We start from the raw sequence: 24,131 nt of genomic DNA, 5'->3' as shown, positions 1-24,131 counted from the left end.
CATGCAAAAGCATTAGAGTAACCCCAAATCTCGCCGCTGTTCAGCCGCTCCGAGCCAAAATCATTCCAACACTCTACTCTGCCGCCTGAATTTTCCTCACCTTGAAGAGCGTATTGATAAATACCTCACTTTCTACGTTGTCAGCATGACGTGTTGCGTTGCAACACCATCAAGGAAGGTGACATGAATTGTTTACAGACCAGCCTTTATAACTTGTTAGAAGATAATAACTTTGTGCCCTCTAATGAGTACAAAGCCTCTATTGCAAGCTACCTTTATTCGGATTCTTCCCTTACACCAAAAGCGATGAATGAGCTCACTCAAGAGATTTTTCAGAGCAAGCAAACCATGGCGTATTACCTGTTGCACAACGCCATCAATGAGGAAGAGGGCGCAGAGCGGCTCAAGATGATTGCCAATCGTTATGCGCAAGGGGAAATGAAGCAGCAAATCATGCACCATTGTCAAAACGACTTAAATCACTCCGCTATGTATGCCAGCTTAATCCCGTTGACGGGATACCAAACTGAGGTATACCAAGAAGCCAAGTCTAGTGATTTCAATTTTAACAACGTTAGCAACTTCTACGACGATATTAAAATTCACCTTTTCCGCGCGCATTCTGTTGAAATCCGTTCATGGTGTTTGCTGGTCGCGCAGCTTAGTTTTATTGATCAATCTGATGTCCCTTACCTGAAAGAGATGCGCCCAACCATTCAAAAAATACTGGATGATGAGGTGAAGCAGGTCTCTTATACGGCTCAGCATGTCAGCCAGTGGTTGGAAGAGGACCCGTCTTTGTGTCAGGTGTTCACCCAATGTATGAACCACACTTACCGAGAGACATGGGACTATCTAGCCTCAATGGCTGAGTTCATGCGCGATAGTGCGCCGTATTTTATGGTTTAAGCACATAGCATTAGAAATTTAAGAGAGGCTCAACGTTGTTTGTACTGTGTTGGGCAATAGCCACGCTTCACTTCTGGAGAGCGCAGTTTTAGGTGTTTGGTTTTCCTGCCGGAGACTCGGTGTCGCCAAAGCTTAAAACTGCTCGGTTGTAAGTGGTGGCGCATTAAGTTAATAACCCCTTTCTCGTCCAAACCAAATTGATGTTGGATGGCTTCAAACGGGGTTCTATCTTCCCATGCCATTTCAATAATTCTTGATAGCATGTCATCGCTAAAGGTCATTCGTTAATCCTGTTCTGCTGTTGGATATACACATACGTAACGCGCAGCGATTGGGATTCATTTAGGGATGTTTCTGGTCGAAAATGGGTGGTTTTCTGGTGCACTATTTCTGTGGTTTCAGCTCGACCACATTGCCTTCTGGATCTTCCAAGTAGACAGAGCGCCCGAAGCCTTGGGCACCATATCTTTCAGCAAACTCTGCAACATGCACATTGTTTTGGCGTAAGTAAGACAGCAGTTCTTTTTCCTCGAAAGGGGCAATTTGCACGCAAAAGTGGTCAAGGTTACGACCGTTTTGACTGGGCGATTTTCCACCTAGCTTTCCGAGTTCGCTATCGACCGTCACCAAATCAATGATCGCCATTCCTGCACGAAGCTGAGTTAACCCCAAGTCTGGTAATTCACGCTCTATTGGGCATCCTAATATATCTCGGTAAAAGTGCAGCATCGCGCCGAGATTGTCTGTTCTTAGTACCACGTGGTCGAGCGCTTTTACTTCAATTGGATTGCTTGTATTTGCCATGACGTTGCCCTTTTTTCCATGATGAGAAAAGTATACGCACTAAACCAGCAAGCTGATCGCCAGAGCCAGCATGACAAAGCCAATGATGAATTCCAAAATCTGCCAAGAACGCGCATGTTTGAAGATCGGGATAAGCAGTTTTGCGCCATAGCCTAGGCTGAAAAAGAATACGAAAGAGGCACAAACAGCACCTATCGCAAACTGCCATTTATGTGGTTCATATTGAGTGGAAATAGAGCCCAGCAACACCACTGTATCAAGATAAACATGCGGGTTTAACCATGTGAATGCCAAGCAAATCAGTGCTGTCTGCCATGCACTTTTTGAGGCATCACCTTCAGGGTTCATTATGTGTTTTTGTGTGAATGCAGAGCGTAGGCTACTGATGCCGTACCAAGTTAAGAACGCTGCGCCAGCGTAACGCGCAATTGTCTCGATCAAAGGAAACTGAGTTACCAAGTAACCGAAACCCGCGACACCAAGAGAAATTAAAATGGCATCAGACAAGGCGCATAAGAAGCACACTAAGAATATATGATGCTGTTTGATGCCTTGTTTTAAAACGAAGGCATTTTGCGCCCCAATAGCCAGAATTAAGGAAATGCCCAGCGTAAAACCAGCAAGATAGGTGGTCATTTTCTCTTCCTTGAATTGTGACCAAATCAGGTTTTAAACCATAACCTTGTCGCCAAATCGCTGCAAGGTCCAGATTAGAGACTTGCCAGAACTGTTCGATGGGGGGATACGTCGTAATTGTGAGAGTCGCGAGCAATTTGCATCGCATATTTACACTAATCTGGTGTTCCCAGTTACAATATGCACGTCCATATGAAAAAGGAAAAAACGATGAAAGCAGTTTGGTTAGCTGCCGGTGCTATGGCACTGAGCGGATGTTCTGCAATGAATTCAGCAAATGATGTATCTCGCCCATCAGCAGAGATGTTTCCGGAAATGGAGAGCATGACAAAACATGTTTTCTATGTAGACCCAGCAAGCAACGAAGCAGATAAGCGCGTAGAGTTAGTGGTTGGTAAAATGATGGAAACAGACTGTAACCGCGTATCTTTAGGCGGCTCTGTGACGGAGCATACATTGGAAGGTTGGGGTTATACCTACTATCAAGTTGATTCTTCAGCGGGTGGTGTTATCTCAACGTTAATGGCTTGTCCTGAAGATATGGAGAAGGTCGAAACGTTCGTGCAAATGCCGACTCGTGATTTGTACCGTTACAACAGCAAGCTACCAGTCGTGGTTTACGCTCCCGCTGATTTGGATGTCGATATCCGCGTATGGGCTCCTGAAGAGTGATCTTGAAGCCTAGCAAAGCCGCTCTGACTTATAGTGGCTTGTTAGGATTAGCGGGTTGTTCGTCGTCTGCACTTTGCGCCTGAATATTCATACCAAAGGTGATGAAGCCATCTTGGCTGTCAACGAGGTATCTCAAAGCGCACCCCGCCTCAACAAGTCATTTAATAAGTGAAAGGCTTGGTTCAGTACCAAGCCTTTTTTCTATATCACGCTTTTTCGTCGCTGTGCGACACCGATTACTGTTTTGGAGAGCGGCTGCGAAATGTTTTGGGCGTAAGTCCGGTGTGTTGTTTGAATACCTTCGAAAAATAGCTACCACTTTGATAACCCAAATCTAAGGCGATTTTGGTGATGGACTCATTAGGGTTGGCTAAACGTTCTTTGGCAAGGCTGATGCGATAAGCTTGGATCCAGCTTGCGACGCCCATATTGAACTGCTCTCTAAAGGATTGCTTTAGATAGCATTCATTCGTCGCGAGTTCTTTAGATAAGCCCGGTATGTTCCAATCAATATGGGGCTGCGTTGCAATGAGGTCGCACGCTTGCTCGGCGAGAGACTTAGGCTCTTTGTGCACCATGAGTAACGCAAGCAGCTCTAAGATTTTTCCTCTTAGCCATACTGTTCGGGCTATACCTTGGAAGTCATTGTTCCAAATCGATTTGGCAACGTTAAGAATCTCTCCTGTAAGTGGCATTTGCCAACCTGTTTCATAAAGATCGAAAGGCTTAAATGATGAGCCCCTATTTTGAGGAAGAAGATTTTTAGTCAAGCTATGGTGTAATGGGAAATGAATCCGAATGTTCTCAATTCGACCTCCTTCTCCTAGCTCAATAGGATTTACAGGTTCAGGCTTCGGCAAAAGGGATGCTATGCATCGAGAAGCAAAAGATGCTGCAGGGTAATCAGGGTATTTTGGGCTGTAGGCGTGGTTAATACCAGCAAAGCTGATATAGAACCCCGCGTCTGCCGGATCATTGAACTGAATGTCCGTTGTTGCTGTACAGTTAACGATGTAGGCATTCACACCATCATCGAGAGCAACAACATCAAACGTTCCATCTACGCCGCCTACTAAGTTTAAGCTCTTCACGATATTACTCATTGTTTCAGCCTTCGTCGTTTTCTCGTGAGCATCTTCCTGAGCAATTAATATAAATGATAATAGATATCATTTGTAGAGATTGTTGAACTAAGTCGAGTTCACAGAGAAAGAAGCTCTGGATATACCTAGAGCATCTTTAACGACAGGGCTTGGTTAGATTTGTGAGATGAGGCTCGCCTTCTCATTTGGTTTTAAGACTGGGATTATGAAGATAGCGATGAGGCTAAAAGCGATCATTAACATAAAATGCACTGAATACCCGAAAGCGCCGATCAGTGCCCCGCAAATGATAGCCATCACGATTGCAATGAACATATCCATCGATTGGAAAAGAGAGAAGTTCACACCTGACTGATGTCCGGAGGCAAACCCCATCATTAGAGTATAAAGCGCAACAAATTTAGCCGACGTAATGATGCCATTAACGACAAAGATACCCGCGATTAACCATCCCTGTTCAGCAATATTTAAGTCGTATGCTAAATAGAAGCTAAAAAATACAACTTCAAAGACCATCATTAGTAGTAACACATTGAGTGCTCGACTTTTTTTGATTAACCAGCCACCTAGCACTACGCCAATTAAACCGGTAATCACTCCTCCACCTGCAACCAAAAGCCCTAAGTTTTCTAGCTGTATACCGCTGTCGACTAAGAAAGGCATCATCATTGATAATGCCCCTCTCGTTCCGAGCTGCGATACGGTCACAAGGAGCAGTCCAATCCTTACTTCAGGGTTAGAAAATGCAGCTTTAAGGGAGGGCGTGTGAGCTGTTGGCACGCTTTTCTGATTGGCGCTGTGATTCCAGAATAAACAAAGCGTTGGCATACTGAATAATAAAGTCAGAAGAGCCAGACCGAATAATGCGGTTTGCCAATCGAGCAATGAAGTCGCATAGATAAATAATCCACCGCCAAAAACAGCCCCTAGATACGAACCACCAACTTGCATGACGTTGCCTAGGTATCTTCTTTTTGCTTCCAACTGGTCAATCGCCAGACCGTCTGTAGCGATATCAGCGAAGCTGGAAAATAAGCTGATAACCAAAACGCCAGCAAACAGGGTCATTCGATTCTCGATCGTTCCAATGACGCAAAGCGCAACGAGTATGGCAATTAAAACTAGCTGAGAACCAAAAATAATGATGGCGTGATTTTGTAAACTCGCTCCCTTTTTGCGTTGCCGTTCGATCCAAGGTGACCACAAAAATTTAGCGACCCAAGGTAGCATTGCAAGGTAGAACAACCCTATTTGGGAGGTATCTATGCCCTCATGTCGCATTATCGCTGGCAAGCCTTGAAGTGTGAACATACTGACTAAGCTTTGGATGGTATAAACGCTCGCCAGAACGGCGAGCAATGGTTTGAGTTTGATTCCTTGAGCGCTAACCATAGGTTTCATTACCACTCGTACTTCGCTTTCACACCAACTTCTCTACCTGTACCGTAATTGCTGTATGTCTGACCATAAGAGAATGCGTAAGTGGTGTAGTCTTTGTCAGTAATATTGTTGCTAAAGAGCGAGATAGACAGAGCTTCGCTGTAGTCGTAGTTAATGGATAGATCGACGAGAGTGTACGCACTTTGTGATAGTGAGTTAGCTTCGTTAAAGTAGATTTTAGAGTTATAACGAGCTTGAGAGTTGATCGAAATGTCGCCTTTGATTCCTGTTACTGGTAGGTAATAGTTAAAGCCCAACGTTGCCGTGGTGTCTGGCGCGTAAGGCAGTCGATTCCCTTCAAAGGTACTGTTGTTTGATTCAAATGTTGAACGTCCAAAAGTCCCGGCAGCAGTGATGGTCAGATCATCGGTTGGGTAGAAAGCGAACTCAGCTTCGATACCTTTACTCAGAGCCTCGCCCATATTTTTAAGAGTTTGATGCCCTGGCGTACCGGTATATAGTTGAATATCATCCGTTTTAATCCAGTACAATGCGCCACTAAAATCGATTTTTTGATTCGCAAAGTTGGTGCGCCAGCCTAGCTCGCCATTCAGTGATTTTTCCGCGTCATAACCGCTTGCATCTGCATTGCTCAGAGGAACAACGTTGTAGCCCCCCGGTCGGTAACCACTGGTTATGGAAGCGTAAAGTCGAGATTCCTCATTCACTTGCCAACCAATTGCAGCTTTTGGTGAAACCGTCGATTCTGTCTGTTCCTTGTTATAAGGATTGATAAACCATGCCGGGTTACCGTTGAAGTCAGAGTTTACTTTTAGGTATGAAGCTCGGACGCCAAGAGTGACATCCCATTGTGGTGCAAACTGGTAGTTTGCCTGCCCAAACAACGCGTACGTGTCATAGTCCAATTTATTTCGTGCGTTATTGGCTGAAACGTCCAAACGGCGATATTCCAAGTAGCCGCCAACTACGTAGCTAAAACGATCGTTGTATTGTTGGTTTAGACGTAGCTCTTGGCTGAACTTGTTTTGATCTTCTTGGTAGTAGCCATAGACATATTCGCGGTCTATCTCGCGTGTTTGATAAGCGGTGATACTTGTGATTTGAGAGGAATCTAAATCGTAACCAAGATTCAGCGCGAAAGTATTAACGTCTCGCTTAAGTTTGGGGATTGGTGCGTCTTTTACACCAGAGTCATGTTCACTCTCAGTGAGGTACCACTCCTCATGGCTGTTGAGCTTATCTGCGGCGACTGATAGGGTTGCGCTAAGTTTTGACTCATTTGGTAAGTAGTGAAAGCGAACTTTTAATGCTTGCTCATCTGCATCGTTTGCGTCTTTTTCCCCGCTGGTGGCGTGTTTAATATCACCTTCATCGTAGACATATCTAGCTGCAATATCCGCTGAAATGGAGTCAGATAAACGGGTAGCGGCGACAGCATCAACTTGCTGACTCAAATTAGAATATAAAGCAGAAGCTTTAATTTCGGTGGCGTCAGTTTCACGACGAGTCACGATGTTAATGACACCGCCTTGCGCGTTCCCACCGTAAAGAGTGCCTTGCGGACCGCGCAGCAATTCGACTTTTTCCACGTTAATCAGCGGTTGAGTGACAAAAGCGTTATCTTGCAGGACGCCATCAACATAAATGCTCACGGTTGGCGAATAGTAGTCAGGTGAACTAATCCCACGAACGGTGGTGTTGGCGTAAGTTCGGTTCCCGCGAGTTAGTATAAGCAGTCCAGGGAATACCATCTCGAGATCTTTGACCTGATAAATGCCTGCTTTTTCGAGTTCTTCTCCCGTTTTGACCACAACTGAATTGTTCACTTGCGATAGAGGAGTATCGAACTTGGTTGCTTCAACGATAACCACTTCCATTGCTGGTGGCGTCTCTTCGGCATAGGAGTATGAAGTACCCAAAATTGTGAGGATAGCGCTCGCAATGACGGTGCGCGGCGAAGAAATCTTGTACATACTGTTTTCCTTGAATCTGAATAAGTTAGCACTACTCACAGCGCTGAATTTTTAATTGTTATGTTGAGCTTCCCACAGAGACTGGTAGTGGGAAGAGGTTGCGATTAATTGGTCGTGCGAGCCAAAATCCTCAATGCGACCGTGGTTCATCAAATAGATGCAATCTGCATCAGCAATGGTGTCCAATCGATGCGCTACTGTGATCATGGTTTTAGAGGCAAAACACTCGGTAATGCTATGCAGTATTTCCCGTTGTTTGGGGTGGTCGAGTGCGGATGTAAACTCATCAAGCAGCACAATGGGCGCATCATGAAGCAACGCTCTTGCGAGGGACAAGCGTTGACGTTCTCCACCCGATAAATCCTTGCCATTCTCGTTTATTTCGGTGTTTAGTCCTTGTGGCAAGCGAGCGATCAGCTCATCAAGTCCTGCGGTAGTGATTGCAGTTTCTAACTCTTCGGTGCTCGCGTCTTTTTTGGCGATGAGCAAGTTTTCTTTTAGCGTCCCAGCGAACAATTGCACATTTTGGGTAACGTAGGAGATGTGCTGGTACCAGTGCATTGTCCCTGTTGCTTCTACCGTGCAACCACCAATTCTTACCGCTCCATGAGTGGGGATGTGGAATGCAGCAAGTAAATCTAACAAGGTGGTTTTTCCCGCTCCACTGGTACCGATGAGCGCGATATGTTGCCCATATGGAACCTGCAAATTGATGTCTTTAAGAATGGTGTTGCCATCCAGAGTTAACTCAACTGCTTTGAATTCGATGTCGTGGTGATGTGCTTGAACACCATGCACAGGTTGCTGCGGTTCTTGGCTTAGGGCATATAGACGATCGGCAGATTTAGCCATGTATCTGAGTAACGTAGAGAAAATAGTCATGCGTACAAATGGTCGGATACAAGCGACGGCAGCAATGATTGAAACTAACCACTCCCCGAGCGTAAGGTTGCCCAGGCTCATTAAGTAAGCACCGAGCGCCGCAACCATCGGAATAGAAAGCTCAAGTAACAAGCTTGCTAAAATGACGCCAATTCCACCAGCCCATTCAACCCCTAACCCTGTTTTGCGCAAGTCTGCTAATTCTTGATTAAGTGGAGTCGCTAATACTTCACTGCGACCAAAGCGTTTTAGCGTTGGTAAACAAGCTATGTATTCGAGCAGTTTGTTGGTGCAAGAAGCATTTTTATCGACATGGCGTTGTGCTTGTTTGGAAAAGTTTTCTTCGAATTTCCACAGCAATAGGCTCGCGATCACCATAACAATCAGCATAAGTGAGGCTAGGTAAGGTGAGCAAAATAGCAGTACACAAAGCATCGTGAACGGAACCACCAAAGCTGCGATCAAGTCAGCAATTAGGTGACTAAAAATGTCTTCGAATGCTTTTAAATCACGAGTGATTAGCTTAATGCGCTCTCCCAGACCTTGCCCTGTGATCTTGGAAAACGGTTGGCTACGAATGTCATGTAGTAGCACTTTTCTCAGGTGGTGAGTAATGTCATAAGCGCCTAAGAAGCTTTGTTTGGCGGATTGTCCTAACCGCCATTGAACGACAACCGTGATAAGTGAAACTGCAAATAGGGCTTCAAGAGAAAGTAACCATGTTTGGGTAAGGGCTCCGAATATCAGTAGCCAACAAAATAATGGCAGAATCTCACTGAACACTTTGCCAGCGATGCCAGCCAAAAACGTTTTTGGATTGATATCTGCGTGATCGAGTAGCTTGAGAATGTTACGCACAGACGGTCTCCTCAAGATGAATTTGTTTAAGCTGCCCGTGTGATAATGAAAACGCTCGGTTAGCGATGGTTAATGCTTGTGAACCATGACTGATGACCAATTGGATTTGCTGCGGTGCATGTTGACGTATTGCTTCTAGAACACGATTTTCCGTTACCTTATCTAGATGAGAAGTCGCTTCATCTAAAACCAGAATGGCAGGGCGTACTAGCATGGCGCGAGCGATGGCTAACCGCTGTAGTTCCCCTCCACTAAAATTGCGTTCGGTTTCATCCATACTGGAATACAAACCATTCGGAAGCTGTTCGATAAGTGCAGAAAGTCCAAGCATATCGAGGAGTTTGATAATCACGGAGTCGTGTATCAATCGATCTCCTAAGACCAAGTTTTCGCGTATTGATGCGCTGAAGAAAACAGGGTGTTGGTCGACAACTGAGATAAATTGGCTTCGTTCTCTATCGGACATCGAAGACACGGCTTTTTGGTTAATAAACCAATCGCCTTCGTATGTTGCTAATTCTCCGTAAAGCGTTGCCAGTAGACTACTTTTCCCTGAGCCTGATGCGCCTTGAATTACGATGCACTCGCCATGAGATAACTGAAGGTTCAGTCCACTGACGATATCGAGTGAGTCACGTTTGACTGCTAAGTTTTCACAACAAAGCTCGACATAAGGCGTTGCAATGGATTTGAAATGTTGATCCGACGTTGCTGAGAACAGAGGTAGTATTCGCTCTAGAGAAGAAAAGGACTGCTGCACTTGCCCAAATATCTGTGTTAGATCCAACCATGGTTTAAGGATACCGGCACAAAGAATCACGATCATCGCGAGCTCGACCGGGCTTAATGAACCTTGGGTCAATTTGACGATGGCGAATGGAATAACAAGAACCAAAGACGCCTGAGCTAAGGTGGTAAAGGTGACCCATGCTCCAACCATTTGATTGGTATAAGCGTTAACCAGCTTGTGGTGCTTAGTCATGTTATTGCTTAACTGGCGGTAAGAGTCCGCGTCAACGCCGAATAGTTTCATCACGCCGATGCTACGCAAAAACTCTAGTTGCGCTTTGTGCATATTCGCAACGACTTGATTGTACTTTTTTTGTCTATCTGAAAAGCCACGCATCATGACTGTTTGGACAATCACGGCGAGGGGGAGAGGACTTAATGCGATTAAGCCTAGTTGCCAATCGATGCTGACCATAAAACCAAGCAAAACAAACGGAAGTAAAGTACCAGTAATAATATCGGTCGTATGATGAGCAATAAGAGGTTCAAGGCTCTGACAATCGTCGCTGAGTCGTTTTTCTATATCTCCACGATGGTATTGCATCAGTTTAGCGGTTGGCATTTCGGACAGAGCACGAACGAGCTTCTGCCTAATGGTCTGAATAATTTGATAAGCCGCAAGGTGCGCCTGCCATACCGAAATCGTATAGAAAAAATAGCGCACACAGACTGCAATGGTCATAAGGGCTAAGTAGAAATAGAGACTTTGGGTATTTAGGTACTTGCTCAATGCGGCGTATAAGCAAATCCAAGTGACGAGTTCTGCGAACACACACAACACAGCGCTAACACCGGTATAAGTGATGCGTTTTTTTTCCGTTTTTAATAATGAGATGAGTGCTTGAGTGACGCTCATCTTGTCCGTTAGATGCATAGATGACTCCTTAATGGGAGGTATTCTCATCTAAGCGTTATTTTAACAATAGCAATATCGGGAAATAGAAAGCGAATATCGGGAATCTTTATGTGCTAGCAATATTAACGTGGGAGTTAAAAAAGAAGAAATATAGATTGGTTGAGCTTAATAAACTGATGTTATTAAAAAAAGACTGGCTTAGTGCCAGTCCTTTTTTGTTCTTAGACGTTTAATTATTCGTAATCAGACGCGTAAGTCTCTTCGTAAGTATGTGAGTAGAGCTCGAACAAGTTACCAAACGGGTCTTCCATGTAGATCATTTGAGCTTGTTTGCTGTCGTCTTCTGGGTGGTAGCGCATGATGTCCATGCGAGCTTTACCACCAAACTCTTCAATACGTTTGATTGTTTGTGGGAACTGTTCTTTCGCTACTTGTAGACAGAAGTGGAAGATGCCTAGACGAGAGAAGTCTACTTCGTGACGCTCTTGACGCTCTTTCATTTCAAACAGCTCTACACCGATGCCGTCAGATGTCACTAGGTGAGCGATGTTGAAGCCTTTGAAGCCTTCACCGAATACGGCGATACACATACGACCGATTGCTGATTCGCGCTCTTCGATAACTTTTGTGTTGTTCATTACGATGCGAAGACCAAGCGCTTTAGTGTAGAACTCTACTGCTTTGTCCATATCGCCAACCATGATGCCTACGTGATTCATTTTCATAATTCTGCTCCAAAAACTGTGATGATTAGTTCGTGTTTCGTTTCGATGGAGGAGAGTATATTGAGAATTTCCGATTACATGAAATTATCAATAATTTTTATAATAATAATTTTTTGTTATTGATGGGTAAGAAGAAGAATAAACAAATGTATTCCGCGAGCTTATCAAATGGTTATCTTATAAATTTCTTTACTTTTTAGGTTGTTTTATATCGATCGTGAATGGTTTTGTGAGGTAAACTTAAGGTCGAAATTGATGCTAATTATCTGTTTTTATTGATATTGACTGGTTGTTTTTGAACGTTGGTAGTTAGGGTTTTAGGGGAGCCTTTAATCTGAACTCACATATAAAAGGAATAAGGATTTGTACATTTGGAAAACATCAAAGCTGTCTGAGGAGCTAAGAGACAACAAAGTGCCAGACAGTGATTGGATTAAATACGCTTTAATATTCTTAATCTTTTATACGGTAACCCCGTACTTGATGATCTTGGCACCGTATGCAAGCAATGAAGCTATGATAACCGAGGCTATCGGTATCTTAGTTGTGTCAATTTTGGGGGTAGGTGTCACGTATAGAACGAACAATAGAGATGGTAAAACCTACATTCTTCGCTCTATCGCTTTATCTATCCCTTTGTCTTTTAGGTTTGTCGCTTTATCTGTGCTTGTTGGGATGGCTATCGTATCTTTTGATTTTGGCGATCAACATTATTTTATTATTGAATTACTTTCGACATTCTCTGTTATCGCTTTGCAAGCACTCTACTTTTGGCGCTTGAATGTTCATCTACAGTACATCAACTCATAGCTTTGCATTTTCTACTTTGGTTACAGGCTCTGAGATTAAGCATAAGACTGACTGACGATTAGCTCTCTTAACCATTTATGGCTTGGGTCGTTGTCGAGTTGCTTGTTCCAAAGTAGAAAGAACCCACCGGGCTCCATCTCTATCGGGAGCGGCTTGATCACAATGTCTGATTTACCTTCGAACTCGCGGATGCTTTTGTAGGGGTAGGTCAGTACCAAGTCGCTTTTTTCACACAGTTTTACCGCGCTGGAAATGTCGGACATGTTGACGGCGTTATCAATGCGCAGTCGTTTTGTGTCGAGCACCTCGTGCAGTAGCCAACTAGACACGCCTCCTGTGATGACTTGTATATGGCGGTACTTTAAGAACGCATCAAGGTTCCATTCTTCCTCTAATGCTGGGTGTCCTTTTCTTAATATACATGCCGAAGTATCGCGCATCAGTTCTGCGTAATTCAGTGTGTCAGGGATGGTGTCGACATGGGTTTTCGAACGATCATCAAACTCAAAAATACCGACACCAAAATCGATTTCTCGCCTTTGTAATCGAGTAATACTGCTGTGGCTCCAATCGGCACTTTTGATGGTGATGTTCGGTGCACTGGATAACGCCTGAGGCAGAAAACGTGGGTAAATTGTGGAGTAAGCGGTTTCGATAAGATCGATACTAAAAACGCGAGTCGAGCGTTCTGGGTCAAATTCTTCTGGTTCACGAAGCTGATCAATTTGCATCAGGATTTGTTGCAGTTTGCTCTCCAATGCCAACGCTTTTGGGGTCGGCAATAAACCTTTGGATTCTCGCTCGAATAAGGGGTCATCAAACTCCTGGCGCAATTTAGTAAGTTGTTTACTGACGGCCGATTGAGATAAGAATAGCTTTTCTGCGGTTCTGCTCACGCTGCGTTCTTGCAGTAAAACGTACAGACAAATCAGCAGGTTCATATCATTTTTGATTAAGTGGGATAGATTTATCATGATATTCCTATCATTCAACTTACAAATTGAAGGGTATGAATAGAAACTATATCACTTAATTGAATTGAGCCAGAAATACTGACTCGTTGCCCATTTAATGAATCAAACTGTTGAGGTATTGACTGAGCTCTTTCCTAATCTCTAGCTCTGCTTCCGATAGGTATTTGGGTATGTGTTTATCAACCACGGTAATGTTTCGTTCGCGAACTTGATGGGTATCGCCGATGGCGTCAAATACGCAGCGCAGCAAGTTCATCGATTGTGACATCAAGGCTTCGCTTTCTTGTTGTGAGAGCAAAGGCTCTGCGTCAAAACCAAGCGCGCATAGGATGTCGTTAAAGTGCATTGCATAACCTGAGCCAGAAACATCAAATGTGGTGCTCTTGATGCCATTGGGGCTTCTCTCCCAAAGATAAGGAGGATGCTTGAGTGTGCCAAAGCCAATTGCGATGACGCGGTCTGTGTAGTGCAGTTCCAACCGTCTGTCCCAAATATCACCCGCTTTTCCTGCCTCAATCACGACTTCAATATTGCCCTCCGGAGACGTGAGTTCGCCTTCGATATAGAGATGGGTTTCAGCGCCTTGTGTGTACTCCAATTGCGATTCGTTAATACGTTCGGCACGGATCTGTTTTAGTTCAACTTGCGAGTCTCCTATGCCGGATTTATGCAGGTAGCGAACTAGCCCTGCAATCGCATGAATGCCCATATCAAAGCCATAACCTCCGCCGCCGCTGGTGGCTAAGTTAAGTAGCTTTCTGGTGTTGAGTAACGCAATTCGGTTTTCAAAACGAAAGTCTTGGATCGCTTCATCATTGTCGATAGGGTTGTCGGCTGCAATCGCGATAATCTTGCGCGGGGCAGAGCCAGGTAGCGCGATAGATGAATCGGCAAAGAGTGCTTCCAACGAAGGGGAAACCAAAGCGGTATCAATAAAGTAAAACTGTGCTCCGCGACGTTTAAGCTCAGGGATGACTTGGTTAAAGCCTGTGTCGATTTCAGCTAAAGAGAAGGACGGTTTCTCAACCACAAACAACAGGCTTTGAATGTCGAGGGCGTTACTCACTTGTTCAATGGTGGAAAGATGTGTGCCGACCGGTGTTAGAACGAAGGTGGCAGCAACGTCAGTGTGTGAATGAGCTTGTAAAAACGCATCAAGATCGGCGTAGCGAGCGGAGTAAGGGAATTGGAACTGCGATGCACAGGACTTGGGATGTTGAACTGCAGGGTCAATGGCGACGACATCAAAGCGAGAACTTAAGGTGTGCAGAAGGTTCTTATACAAACCCACCACAGACGATTTGGCGCTCCCCAATCCACCAAATACCAATACGACCTTGTTCATAAGCGGCTTCACTATTCACACGTTTCATCGTGCCAGATTAACAAATTTTAATAGCGGATTAGCTACTTTTTACCAATCAATAATCCCACATTTTGTTTTCGCAAATGCAACGCTTTGGTCTTGAGACTACTCAAATTGCCAAAGGCATAGAAGGGAACGTGCAAGACGGTTTTAAAGCCCGCTTCAATGATCATATCGTGCCAAGTAGTACGACTATGGAAGCAGACACCAACGCCCGCAGTGTTCGCACCTAGTCGTTGAGTGAGCGGTGCTAGTAGCTTGGATGAGGTAGATCGATAAATCAGTGAATTGGGTAAATTGTTCACTAAAAGCCCTTCGTAGAAGTATTCAAACATGACAATCAGCCCTCCTGGGGTTAAATGCCGGTAGGCACAATGAAGAGCCTCTTGCTGTACTTGCTTGGTGGACTGATAGGTGTCGGTAACAAAGTGATGCAAAACCCAGTTGAACTGGATGATATCAAAACTGCTTTCAAGCGCAGCATCTTGGAAAAGGTGGCAGACCAGATGTTTGTTTGGGTTGGGACGGTTTTTGGCGATGAGTGACGCTTCTGGCTCGATAAGCGTGACTTGAGCATTGGGATAATGATTCAAAATCTTATCTGCATACATTCCATTCCCGCCACCTACATCGAGTAGGTGAAAAGGCTGCTGGGTAGGATAGAGCATGTTGAGTTGTTTGGTTAGTACTTCAAACATGCCTTTATCGATGTATTCCGTGTCAAATGAGGTGGTTTGCTGCGCATCCAATTGGCGAACTTTTTCTTGCATGTCATTTTCCTCAAAGCCAAAAGATTGAGGTAGCAAGAATCACTCCGCTGTTTTTAGTGATTATGAGTCTCAAAATGAGAAAGTATCGAAATTCATGTGCTTATGTTTTTATCTCAGCATAAAAACAAGGGCGTAATTGTTAATCAGCCAACGCTTCAATCGCTTGCTGGACCGACACAAAATGGATTTTGATGATGCAACGTTGTGCTTTGCTAAATTCGTGCTTTTGAATCAGCTCTGTCACTTGCTGCACATTCAATGTTTGTGGCAAAAGGCCCAATTCCACCGTGTTGTTGGCACTGGTTTTCAATGCAAAGCAATGACCTTGCGTATCAATCACTATGTCATCCTGACCCCAAATCAAAGCTTGGCATTCTGCATTTAGCTGCTTTGGTGAAGCTAAATACACCAGTTCATCGTCACCATCGAGTTTAAGTAAACAAGGCCATGTGATCATTGCGTTACCTTCGGTATTGAGTGTGAATGGTCTGAAGTTGCGCGTGAGCCGGGTAAGCCAGCACAAGGCATGTACGATACACAAAGCCTTAAGAGAGCAAAAGGCTTTCTGTCTTCGAGATGGTTTTCGGGTTTTCAGTGTTGTGCATGTTGAGGCTAAGCGTAATTACCAATGATGTCGATTAAGTCGTCTACTTGATGTGCCACATAATCTGGCTGGGCGTTCCAGTGCTGCGGTTGAGCGCCACTGTACGCTGCTGCTACGGCAATCACTTTGCAGTTGCTACCTAAATGTTGCTCGATATTGCGTGCAAAAAGCGTGTCCGCTTCGTGGTCACCAATGTACATCAGCAACTGTTTATCCGTGTGCCCAAAGATGGATTCAATGCATTTGATGCCACCAAAAGGATCCGGCTTCTGATGTCCATTGGACACATCATCGTAGCCCACGACGGCTTTAAACGGTGCATTGATTTGGTTGGCGCGAAGTACGTTACGAATGTTGGATTGCGAGTTCTGAGAGCAGACTCCGTGTGGCAGGTGCGCGAACGCATTCACCACATTGGCAATACCATTGAATAGATCCACTGGTGTTTGGTTTTGTTCTTGGTGCTCTGCCCACATGGTGCCGGCTATGAGCATTTCGTCTTGGGACATACCATAGTAGTTTACGTACAGTTCTTGCCAGTTTTTCGCTGCGTGATTGGCATGATGATAATCCGCTTCACTGCGTAGGTATTTCGGTAAGTTATCCCCGGTCAGGTGCGGCGCTACAACGGACAATATCGCTTTGGTGATGTCGATATTTTTCGGAACAGAATTTACTAGGGTGCCATCGTAATCCCACAATACGGCGTCTAACTTCATGCAAAACCTTTTGATACAGCAGAGGGTGAGTAGCTTTAAATCTTGCCAGTCTTAGGGGGGAGATAATCAGATCTTGCTCATGTTTTCATAAGCTTGCTTTGAATCGCTCGGAAAGGAGGGAAAAGAGACCAAGCGAAAGAAAAACAAAAAGCCAGCAAGGTGATGGTTGCTGGCTTTCTAGTGCGTGCTGCGTAGTACAAGGCGTTAAGCGATGTGCGACATCTCGTTTAGAGTGAAGGTGTCTACCGCGCCTTCTGTTGCTTTCATGTATTGTGCTAGGTGCGCGTTGTCCATGTGCTTGCGCCATAGTTCGCGTGATTCCCAGTTTTCGTAGAAGGTGAAATGCGCTGGGTTTTCGTTATCTTGGTGAAGGTCGTAGTTGATGCAACCTTCCTCGGCACGAGTGACATCAATCAGTTTCAGTAGCTCAGCTTTTACCAATTCTACTTGGTCTGCTTTGGCAATGATGTTAGCGACGATGGTCAATTTAGCCATGGTGGAAATCCTCTGTTGATCGTGATGTATCGTGTTGACGAGGTAAAGATTAGTCGCGAATCACCAAATGATAAACAGCACAATGATTGATTTATTATCAAATATAAATTGATAATCCTGCTTTAATTTTGTGCTAGCTGTGTTTAAAAACTGGAACCAGGCTGCTGTAAGAATTCCACTTCTTCTGCAGTGCTATCACGGTCCAAAATCGCATTGCGGTGTGGGTAGCGACCAAAGCGATCAATGATCACCTTATGCTTTAGTTCGAACTCGTAGTTATATTCTCGCCCCAGAGCTTTGAACAGCTTTTCTGCCTCTTCATGAATCCGCTTAGATTCACTGTGCATAAATGGCATATACAAAAAGCTGCGCTCAACGTCGGTCAATTCTTGGTCCAACCCTAAACGAATCGTCTCTTGTGCCAAGGCAAGTGCGAGGGCATCTTGAGCGAACGCTTTGGGCGTGTTGCGATAAACATTGCGAGAGAATTGGTCGAGCACAATGATCTCTGCGAGGCGACCTTGTGCCGTCTCTCGCCAGTCAAACAATTCAGATTGAGCGGCTTGCTCTAAGGTGGTGAGAAAGCGCGTTTCGATCTGTTTATCGACGTCTGCATTACTCACAAACCAGTCTTTTGGTTCCAGTTCTTCAAACCAGAAAGTCAGGATATCTTGGTACATGCTTGCTTCCCTGATAGAAAAAGAGCTAGGAGTATATAATACCCCCCAGCTCTTGGTTTCGCTTATCGACCGTAAGTCTCTTCGATGTAGTGCTCAAACTGCTCGCACATCTGCTCGTCTGAGATCGAGTTGCTTGCAAGCTCTTTGCTGCCATCCACCACTTTGATGCTGGCATTTAAAGACGCTACTGGAGCACGTTCACGAGTTTGCAGCGAGGCAATCTTCTGCTGCTGAACTTCCCATGCTTGTTTTGGGGATAGGTTACACACGTCTGCCAGATATTTAGCGTTAAAGCCCTCACCCGTGAGACTAACGATAGTCTCGTTGTGCGATAGGTGGTTACCCGCATGCCAATAATGTTTCGCCAGTAGTGGACCAATCTCTGGGTTGTCAGTCAGGTAGCCAAACTTTTCGAGGAAGTAAGCGCGAGTCTGGTAAACCGCCATATGTGCTAGCAAGTAACCGTGGTAGGCACACGCTGCTTCATCAGACAGAAGGTGTGGAATCGCCATCAATGGGCGTGGGCTGCACTCCAAACCAAGGATTTGCTTTTCGCAATCGCGTGCCAGCTTTGTGATGCGTTCTGGCGTCAGTTCTTCATCGCTTAATTGGTAAAGTGCGCGTTCAAAATACGGCACGACCAAAATGCTGCGCTCTTCGTACGCTTTGAATGGCTGACGGCTATTGATCATCGCTTGGATGATCTCATCCGGTACTGGGTTACCTTCTGCGTCCAACGCGTATTGTTTTAGCCAATCGGCATCGGTCAGCAGGCTGTCACAGAACATAGATTGTGTTTCTGCGTATGCCATGGAAGTTGGTGCGAACTCTTGAGAGAAACACGGCGCGTTCATCTTGACATTAGCGAAATGCGCAGCGTGCCCCCCTTCGTGGAACAGAGTATTGATGCCATCATAGCCGCTGCCCACTTGGTCTGGCTTCGCGTTACTGGTGAAGTTCACCTGCGCGGCAACCCATTCGCCTTGGTTGTAGAACGACGGGATAGGGCCATGACAGAAACCGTTCGGGTATTTGCCTTTACGATCAAGCAGGTCTAGCGTCAGCTCTGCGCCTGAGTATTCGATATTTAGGCGACCGAATGATTCTACCCAGCGACGTAGTGATTTTGAAAACGGTACGTACGGGTCTAAGTCACGCATGACGTCACCGGCGAACGAATACACAAAGTTGTAGCCAGTCAGTGCGCTTTGACCTTTCTGCTCTGCAAGGTTTGCCAAGCTGCTTAGGTGGGCATCGCGCGTGCGCAGTTCAAAGTCATCTAAGATGCTGAACAGTTGCTCAGAGCTCATCTTTTCCGTCTTCTTCACTGAGTAGTCAAAGAAGGTTTCGTAGCCCAAAGAACGTGCGAATTGGTTACGCAGCTTGATCAGCTCAATAAAGCCGTTTTGAAGCAACCATTGCTCAAGGTCGAGTAGCGTTTGATGTGCTGATTGACGCACTTCTTCGTGATTATTGGCGCGAATGGTCGAAGACAATACAGGCAAAGAGCCCTCGGTTTGTTCACCGTTCTCATTGGTAAACGTCAGGACATGATTTTGCTTTTTCTCGAACAACTCGGCTTCAAATGCAATCAGAGCATTCTTTTGGGCTTGAGCTAGTTCGCCTTCAATCGCGTGCGATTCAAATGTTGCCAACCATCCTTGCAAACCAATTTGCGTTTGCTGTTTCTCTTGTGGATCAGCGATCGCTTCAGCCGATTCAAGTTGCGCTTTGATGGCTGAGATTTGTTCGGCGTTGCTCAAGAAATTGGTCCAAGCGGTTTGTGCTTTTGTCGAACCATCGTGGTCGTCGCTGATGCCCATGTAGGTTTCCCAAAAGAAGTCTTCTTTGGTGCGATGGATAGCGAGGTAACGTTGGTTGAGGTCGTTTAGGTATTCCGTTGCAGTCATTTTGATCCTTCAAATGTTTGCTTTATTGAGGTTTTTATCGTCGTTGATTATGGCACGCCTAAGCAGCAGAAAGGAATGCGAAATCCATTTGTCTTCTTTATGGCTTGTAAACAGTAATTTACCGCACTTTTTACATGTGCAGACGTCAGTCACAAAGTTTTTCCGTTTTTGATTAGAAATCGTGGAGCGCAGTTTATAAAATTCGGTCTTTCGCAGTGGTGCTAAAGGTAAGGAAAACAATAATGAAAACAAGAATAACAATGGGTCTAATGGGTCTAATGGGTCTAATGGGTCTAATGGGTCTAACATTAGCAGGATGCTCAACGACGCTGCCAACCAATGACCGAGTTCAGGTCATCGAAAAAAACTGCGCTGTGATACTGAGTGAATCGGCAAACGCAGAACAGCGTCAGAATGCCTACAACCAGTTAATCGAAAGCTATGGTGAGCGTTATGTGGATGCCAACAATCCAAAACAGTCGGCAAATTGGAACTTGTTTCGCCAAAACGTCATTCATGATGAAAATGGTCAGTTAACGCGTGAATTTATCGAAGTGAGTGACTGGGGTTGTGCGAATGGCAACTATCTAGAAGAGGTGCGTCTGTTTGTAGAGGAAATCCAAGCAAGCGCACAGAAATAATGACGCCTAACCCACACCGACAGCAAACTAAACCAGTTTGCATATACTCAATGTGTTAGCGAATACAACGGAAGGTGTCATGTTAACTCCTCATAGACGGATTCTTGGTGCTGTGTTGCTGTCTGCATTTAGCGCATGGGCGAATGCTGCTGAGCAAACGGCAGACATTGTGTACATCAACGCTGGTATTTATGGTCATCCGCAAGCCGATGCTGTCGCCGTGCGTGACGGGCGGATTGCTTTTATTGGCGATAAAGCCAAGGCACAAGCGTGGGTTGGTGATGGCACGGAAGTGGTGGATTTAAGCGATACCTATTTGTTACCGGGCTTTGTCGATAACCACAACCATGTGTTTGAGGCGGCTTCCGAAGCAGGCGGTACGTGCTTGTTGCAAGCTGGCGTAATGTTGGATGAGCAAATCCCACAACTGCAAGACTGCAAAGAGTTTGTCCAAGATGGCGAGTGGTTGATGGGTTACGGTTTTACGCTTGATGCTACTTTGTCGGAAGAAAACCAACGCACACCTCTCGAAGTGATCGATGAGGTGTTTCCTGATACGCCTGTGGTGTTAATGGAGCAAACCTCTCACTCGATGTGGGTTAACTCGGCTGCGCTGAAAGTGGCGAACATTGATAAAACCACGTCCGATCCGCAAGGCGGTCGCATTCTCAAAGATCCGGATACAGGCGAGTTGAATGGCATCTTGCTCGATAACGCGGGTGATTTAGTGATGGAGCTGGCTTGGAACAGCATGAGTGCGCAGTTTGCGGTGAGCTACCAAGGCTTGTTGACCGGATTAGAAGAAGCTGCGCTCTACGGCATTACCACAATTGGTGATGGACGAATGTACTGGAAGCGAGGTTGGTATGAAGTATGGAAAGAGAGCGAAAAACGAGGCGATTTGACCGCTCGTGTTTCTTTACGACCATGGATCTATCCGACCGACAGCATGGACTCTCAACTGACGTATTTGAAACGCATTCAGTCCGACGACACCTCTCGCTTGTTACTGGTAAACCAAGTCAAAATGTACAGCGATGGCATCTTTATAAATGGCACAGCAAAAACCCTTGCACCTTATCTTGATACTTACTTGCCTGATTCACCATATGGGTTGAATTACATCTCACCAAAAGTGATGCCTGAATGGCTAAACAAGCTCGATAAACTCGGTTACAGCGCGCACATTCATGCTATCGGAGATGGCGGCATTCGCGAATCACTCAATGCGATTGAAAAAATGCGCAGCCAAGGTAACCAGCGTCGTTATACTTTGACGCATGTGGAACTGGTGAGCAGCAAAGATGTACCAAGGTTTGCCAAGTTGGACGTTACGGCAGACTTTCAAGTCGGTTCCGATTATGTGGCGTATCACGAACATCAATGGGCAGAAGCCTTTTTAGGCGCTAAGCGAACTAGAGCCTTAATGAACCTACGCGCGCTTTATAATACTAAAGCTAACGTGACGTTAAGCAGTGATTGGAATGTGCATGATTTGAACCCATTGGTTGGCATCTCCAACAGTTTGGTGATGGGAGATACTGGCTTGCCAAACGTTACCGCCGCGATTGATGCATATACAATTCATCCGGCTTACAGTTTGGGTTTAGAGAAGGACATTGGCTCAATAGATGTTGGGAAATCGGCAGACTTTGCCGTATTGGATCAAGATATTACCCAATTGAAAGCACAAGACATAGCACAAGCGCGTGTCCTCATGACAGTGCTGCGCGGGGAAGTGGTGTATGAACAAATTGATGATGAATAAGCCGAGCGATGATTCACTCGGCTAAAAGGTTCTATAGATTATTCTTCAGGGTATTCGCCCATACCTTGCGTTTGTCCTTCTGCTTTCCAATGTTCGCCTGGATCAAAGGCTTCATCGCATAGATCGACCGTGTAGCCCATTTCGGTTATTTCTTTCAAGGTGAGGTTGTCAGCAATTTTGGCAATGTCGCCCGCCTTGTTCCGCAGTTCCATAGTCTCCCTCCGGTCACTGTTTGGTTGTCGGTTCAAGTCGCGCCAAGTACAAAAACTTGGGTGGCTCGACTATAAGTATAAGCAGTGATGGCTGACTTTTTGGTTTAATAGCCGTAAATAATTTAAGGTTATACCCAAGTAACCTCGAGATGCTAGGTTCAGCGAGAATGACTTGGTTTGTAGACGCGGCGCCGATTTAAAGATCTAGTCATTCTAAGTCAAGAATCGGCAACAAAGTATACAAGCTCAATGACAACGCTCTGAATCCTGCATCTTGAAGTCACTTGGGTATAATTGGGTGATATTTCACTTTGGCGTTGATTCCAGTTCAATATCATGGCGATAGAAGACAAAGTGTGATTTATTGACGCCTCAATCGTTGAGATTTTAGGAACAGAAATGGTGATTCTCGACCACACACTCGCGCAGCAAATCGTCGATCGCACTATGTCGATCATTGGACACAACATCAATGTGATGAACGCGGCAGGCACTATTATTGGCAGTGGTGAAGCTGAGCGCATTGGTCAAAAGCACGATGGGGCGGTGCTAGCGCTCAACCACGGTGATTCGCTGGAGTTGGATGAGCAAAGTTGCCAATCCCTGCAAGGCGTGAAACCGGGCATCAATATGCTGCTGCACATTAAAGGTGAAGTGGTTGGTGTGGTGGGCGTCACTGGCAAACCTGAGCAAATCCGAGCGTTTGCTCAGTTAGTTAAGGTGACAGCGGAACTGACCATTGAGCAAGCTTCGCTGGTGGAGCAGTTGCAATGGGATCGTCGCCACCAAGAAGAGTTTGTATCAGCATGGTTAAACCAACAACTCAATGATTCAGATCTGCACGATTGGGCTCAGCGTCTTTGCATCGATTTAGTAACACAAAGAGTTGCCGTGGTGATTGAGCTTATTGCAGATAATGCTCCTGTTAGTTTGAGCAAGGTACGTGAAGTGGTGGACGTACTGTATCGTTCTGAAGATAAACCGTTGGTGGCGATCATGTCGATGAACGAAATTGTCGTTCTGAAGTCTTTGCGTTCTTCCTCTACCTCGAACAGTGACCAAAGTATACTTGAGCGCATTCAGCGCCGCTTAACGGCCAATCAAATTGACGATGTTCGCCTTGCGATTGGGCAATATTTTGATGGCGCAAAACAACTTCCTCTTTCCTACCAAAGTGCCAAGCAGGTGCTTGCGGTCGGTCGTCGTTCTCATCCAGAACAAACCACATTGAGCTTCTCTGAGTATCGCATACCTGTGTTACTCGCCCCGTTAGCCGACTCTTGGCAAGGTGAACAACTCGCTCAGGCGATGACTTCTCTTGCTTCAGCAGACAAATCTGAGCAGTTAGTGAAAACCTTAGAGGCGTATTTTCATGCCAATGGCAACGCTAATGATTGCGCTAATGCATTGTTTATTCATAGAAATACATTGAGGTACCGTCTAGATAAAATCAGTGAAGTGACGGGCATTTCAACGCATGATTTTACGGGGTTGGTTGAGCTTTATATTGCCAGTCATCTCAATAAGTTAAGTTGATTTATTGTGCAAGTGCACAAGATTTAAATAATTAAGCT

Annotated in this window: 24 protein-coding genes; 6 read left to right on the top strand and 18 right to left on the bottom strand. The window is 45.3% G+C overall.

Features of this window, described 5'->3' with window-relative positions:
- Positions 1-183: 183 nt before the first annotated feature.
- Positions 184-909 carry a hypothetical protein gene (locus AACR11_RS24670; RefSeq protein ID WP_005447330.1) on the top strand — a complete coding sequence of 242 codons (726 nt, stop codon included), beginning with the start codon at positions 184-186 and terminating at the stop codon, positions 907-909.
- 29 nt (positions 910-938) lie between these two features.
- On the opposite strand, the gene AACR11_RS24665 is transcribed toward AACR11_RS24670, so the two are convergent.
- The 3 genes from AACR11_RS24665 to AACR11_RS24655 all read right to left on the bottom strand — a co-directional run bounded on the left by AACR11_RS24665 (position 939) and on the right by AACR11_RS24655 (position 2,349).
- Positions 939-1,190 carry a TIGR03643 family protein gene (locus tag AACR11_RS24665; protein WP_005447331.1) on the bottom strand — a complete coding sequence of 84 codons (252 nt, stop codon included), beginning with the start codon at positions 1,188-1,190 and terminating at the stop codon, positions 939-941.
- 103 nt (positions 1,191-1,293) lie between these two features.
- Complete coding sequence (locus AACR11_RS24660; protein WP_005447332.1) at positions 1,294-1,713, bottom strand: VOC family protein; 420 nt, start codon at positions 1,711-1,713, stop codon at positions 1,294-1,296.
- Between the two features lie 39 nt (positions 1,714-1,752).
- The gene (locus AACR11_RS24655; RefSeq protein WP_079325169.1) at positions 1,753-2,349 is read right to left on the bottom strand and encodes a LysE/ArgO family amino acid transporter; all 597 of its coding nucleotides are present in this window, start codon (positions 2,347-2,349) and stop codon (positions 1,753-1,755) included.
- A 210-nt stretch (positions 2,350-2,559) separates the two neighbouring features.
- Between AACR11_RS24655 and AACR11_RS24650 the strand changes: the two genes are divergently transcribed.
- Positions 2,560-3,021 (top strand): ecotin family protein, encoded by a 462-nt coding sequence (locus AACR11_RS24650; protein WP_005447335.1) that lies wholly within the window; start codon positions 2,560-2,562, stop codon positions 3,019-3,021.
- 236 nt (positions 3,022-3,257) lie between these two features.
- On the opposite strand, the gene AACR11_RS24645 is transcribed toward AACR11_RS24650, so the two are convergent.
- The 6 genes from AACR11_RS24645 to AACR11_RS24620 all read right to left on the bottom strand — a co-directional run bounded on the left by AACR11_RS24645 (position 3,258) and on the right by AACR11_RS24620 (position 11,608).
- Positions 3,258-4,124: a helix-turn-helix transcriptional regulator gene (locus AACR11_RS24645; RefSeq protein ID WP_009695980.1), complete on the bottom strand. Its 867-nt coding sequence runs from the start codon at positions 4,122-4,124 to the stop codon at positions 3,258-3,260.
- A gap of 153 nt (positions 4,125-4,277) precedes the next feature.
- Positions 4,278-5,525: an MFS transporter gene (locus AACR11_RS24640; RefSeq protein WP_029788763.1), complete on the bottom strand. Its 1,248-nt coding sequence runs from the start codon at positions 5,523-5,525 to the stop codon at positions 4,278-4,280.
- Positions 5,525-7,498 (bottom strand): TonB-dependent receptor, encoded by a 1,974-nt coding sequence (locus AACR11_RS24635; RefSeq protein WP_029788764.1) that lies wholly within the window; start codon positions 7,496-7,498, stop codon positions 5,525-5,527. The genes AACR11_RS24640 and AACR11_RS24635 overlap by 1 nt, the downstream gene beginning before the upstream one ends.
- Before the next feature lie 51 nt (positions 7,499-7,549).
- A complete protein-coding gene (locus AACR11_RS24630; protein ID WP_029788765.1) occupies positions 7,550-9,238 on the bottom strand; it encodes an ABC transporter ATP-binding protein in 1,689 nt (562 codons plus the stop codon).
- On the bottom strand, positions 9,231-10,901 hold the full coding sequence (locus AACR11_RS24625; RefSeq protein WP_029788766.1) for an ABC transporter ATP-binding protein: 1,671 nt from the start codon (positions 10,899-10,901) through the stop codon (positions 9,231-9,233). The genes AACR11_RS24630 and AACR11_RS24625 overlap by 8 nt, the downstream gene beginning before the upstream one ends.
- Positions 10,902-11,116: 215 nt before the next feature.
- A complete protein-coding gene (locus AACR11_RS24620) occupies positions 11,117-11,608 on the bottom strand; it encodes a VOC family protein (RefSeq protein ID WP_005428296.1) in 492 nt (163 codons plus the stop codon).
- A 363-nt stretch (positions 11,609-11,971) separates the two neighbouring features.
- On the opposite strand from AACR11_RS24620, the gene AACR11_RS24615 reads away from it, so the two are divergent.
- Entirely contained in the window at positions 11,972-12,418 is a 447-nt protein-coding gene (locus AACR11_RS24615; protein ID WP_029788768.1) for a hypothetical protein, read from the top strand.
- Between the two features lie 35 nt (positions 12,419-12,453).
- Here AACR11_RS24615 and AACR11_RS24610 read toward each other — a convergent pair whose 3' ends face one another.
- The 8 genes from AACR11_RS24610 to AACR11_RS24575 form a co-directional block, all read right to left on the bottom strand.
- Complete coding sequence (locus tag AACR11_RS24610) at positions 12,454-13,392, bottom strand: LysR family transcriptional regulator (RefSeq protein ID WP_005447345.1); 939 nt, start codon at positions 13,390-13,392, stop codon at positions 12,454-12,456.
- A 94-nt stretch (positions 13,393-13,486) separates the two neighbouring features.
- Entirely contained in the window at positions 13,487-14,737 is a 1,251-nt protein-coding gene (locus AACR11_RS24605) for a hypothetical protein (RefSeq protein WP_029788769.1), read from the bottom strand.
- 62 nt (positions 14,738-14,799) lie between these two features.
- Positions 14,800-15,528, bottom strand: a complete 729-nt coding sequence (locus AACR11_RS24600; RefSeq protein ID WP_029788770.1) for a class I SAM-dependent methyltransferase — start codon at positions 15,526-15,528, stop codon at positions 14,800-14,802.
- A 139-nt stretch (positions 15,529-15,667) separates the two neighbouring features.
- Complete coding sequence (locus AACR11_RS24595) at positions 15,668-15,985, bottom strand: DUF4144 family protein (RefSeq protein ID WP_005447351.1); 318 nt, start codon at positions 15,983-15,985, stop codon at positions 15,668-15,670.
- Positions 15,986-16,140: 155 nt separating this feature from the next.
- Positions 16,141-16,851, bottom strand: coding sequence for an HAD family hydrolase (locus AACR11_RS24590; RefSeq protein WP_029788771.1), 711 nt, complete (start codon positions 16,849-16,851; stop codon positions 16,141-16,143).
- 204 nt (positions 16,852-17,055) lie between these two features.
- The gene (locus AACR11_RS24585; protein WP_009695991.1) at positions 17,056-17,346 is read right to left on the bottom strand and encodes a putative quinol monooxygenase; all 291 of its coding nucleotides are present in this window, start codon (positions 17,344-17,346) and stop codon (positions 17,056-17,058) included.
- Between the two features lie 143 nt (positions 17,347-17,489).
- A complete protein-coding gene (locus AACR11_RS24580) occupies positions 17,490-18,026 on the bottom strand; it encodes a DUF924 family protein (RefSeq protein WP_029788772.1) in 537 nt (178 codons plus the stop codon).
- Positions 18,027-18,088: 62 nt separating this feature from the next.
- Complete coding sequence (locus AACR11_RS24575; RefSeq protein WP_029788773.1) at positions 18,089-19,936, bottom strand: M3 family metallopeptidase; 1,848 nt, start codon at positions 19,934-19,936, stop codon at positions 18,089-18,091.
- Between the two features lie 242 nt (positions 19,937-20,178).
- Here AACR11_RS24575 and AACR11_RS24570 point away from each other — a divergent pair, with 242 nt between their 5' ends.
- Together AACR11_RS24570 and AACR11_RS24565 are read left to right on the top strand one after the other, a co-directional pair.
- A complete protein-coding gene (locus tag AACR11_RS24570) occupies positions 20,179-20,577 on the top strand; it encodes a hypothetical protein (protein WP_050582028.1) in 399 nt (132 codons plus the stop codon).
- A 79-nt stretch (positions 20,578-20,656) separates the two neighbouring features.
- Positions 20,657-22,345 (top strand): amidohydrolase, encoded by a 1,689-nt coding sequence (locus tag AACR11_RS24565; protein ID WP_029788775.1) that lies wholly within the window; start codon positions 20,657-20,659, stop codon positions 22,343-22,345.
- Between the two features lie 38 nt (positions 22,346-22,383).
- On the opposite strand, the gene AACR11_RS24560 is transcribed toward AACR11_RS24565, so the two are convergent.
- Positions 22,384-22,557, bottom strand: coding sequence for a hypothetical protein (locus AACR11_RS24560; RefSeq protein ID WP_005428284.1), 174 nt, complete (start codon positions 22,555-22,557; stop codon positions 22,384-22,386).
- Positions 22,558-22,956: 399 nt separating this feature from the next.
- Here AACR11_RS24560 and AACR11_RS24555 point away from each other — a divergent pair, with 399 nt between their 5' ends.
- Positions 22,957-24,093: a sugar diacid recognition domain-containing protein gene (locus AACR11_RS24555; RefSeq protein ID WP_029788608.1), complete on the top strand. Its 1,137-nt coding sequence runs from the start codon at positions 22,957-22,959 to the stop codon at positions 24,091-24,093.
- Positions 24,094-24,131 lie beyond the last annotated feature (38 nt).

The sequence above is a fragment of the Vibrio sp. L85 genome (assembly GCF_963871815.1).
Classification (GTDB): Bacteria; Pseudomonadota; Gammaproteobacteria; order Enterobacterales; family Vibrionaceae; genus Vibrio; species Vibrio harveyi.
The sequence above is the reverse complement of the archived record's forward strand: the minus strand, read 5'-3'. Positions and strand labels throughout refer to the sequence as shown.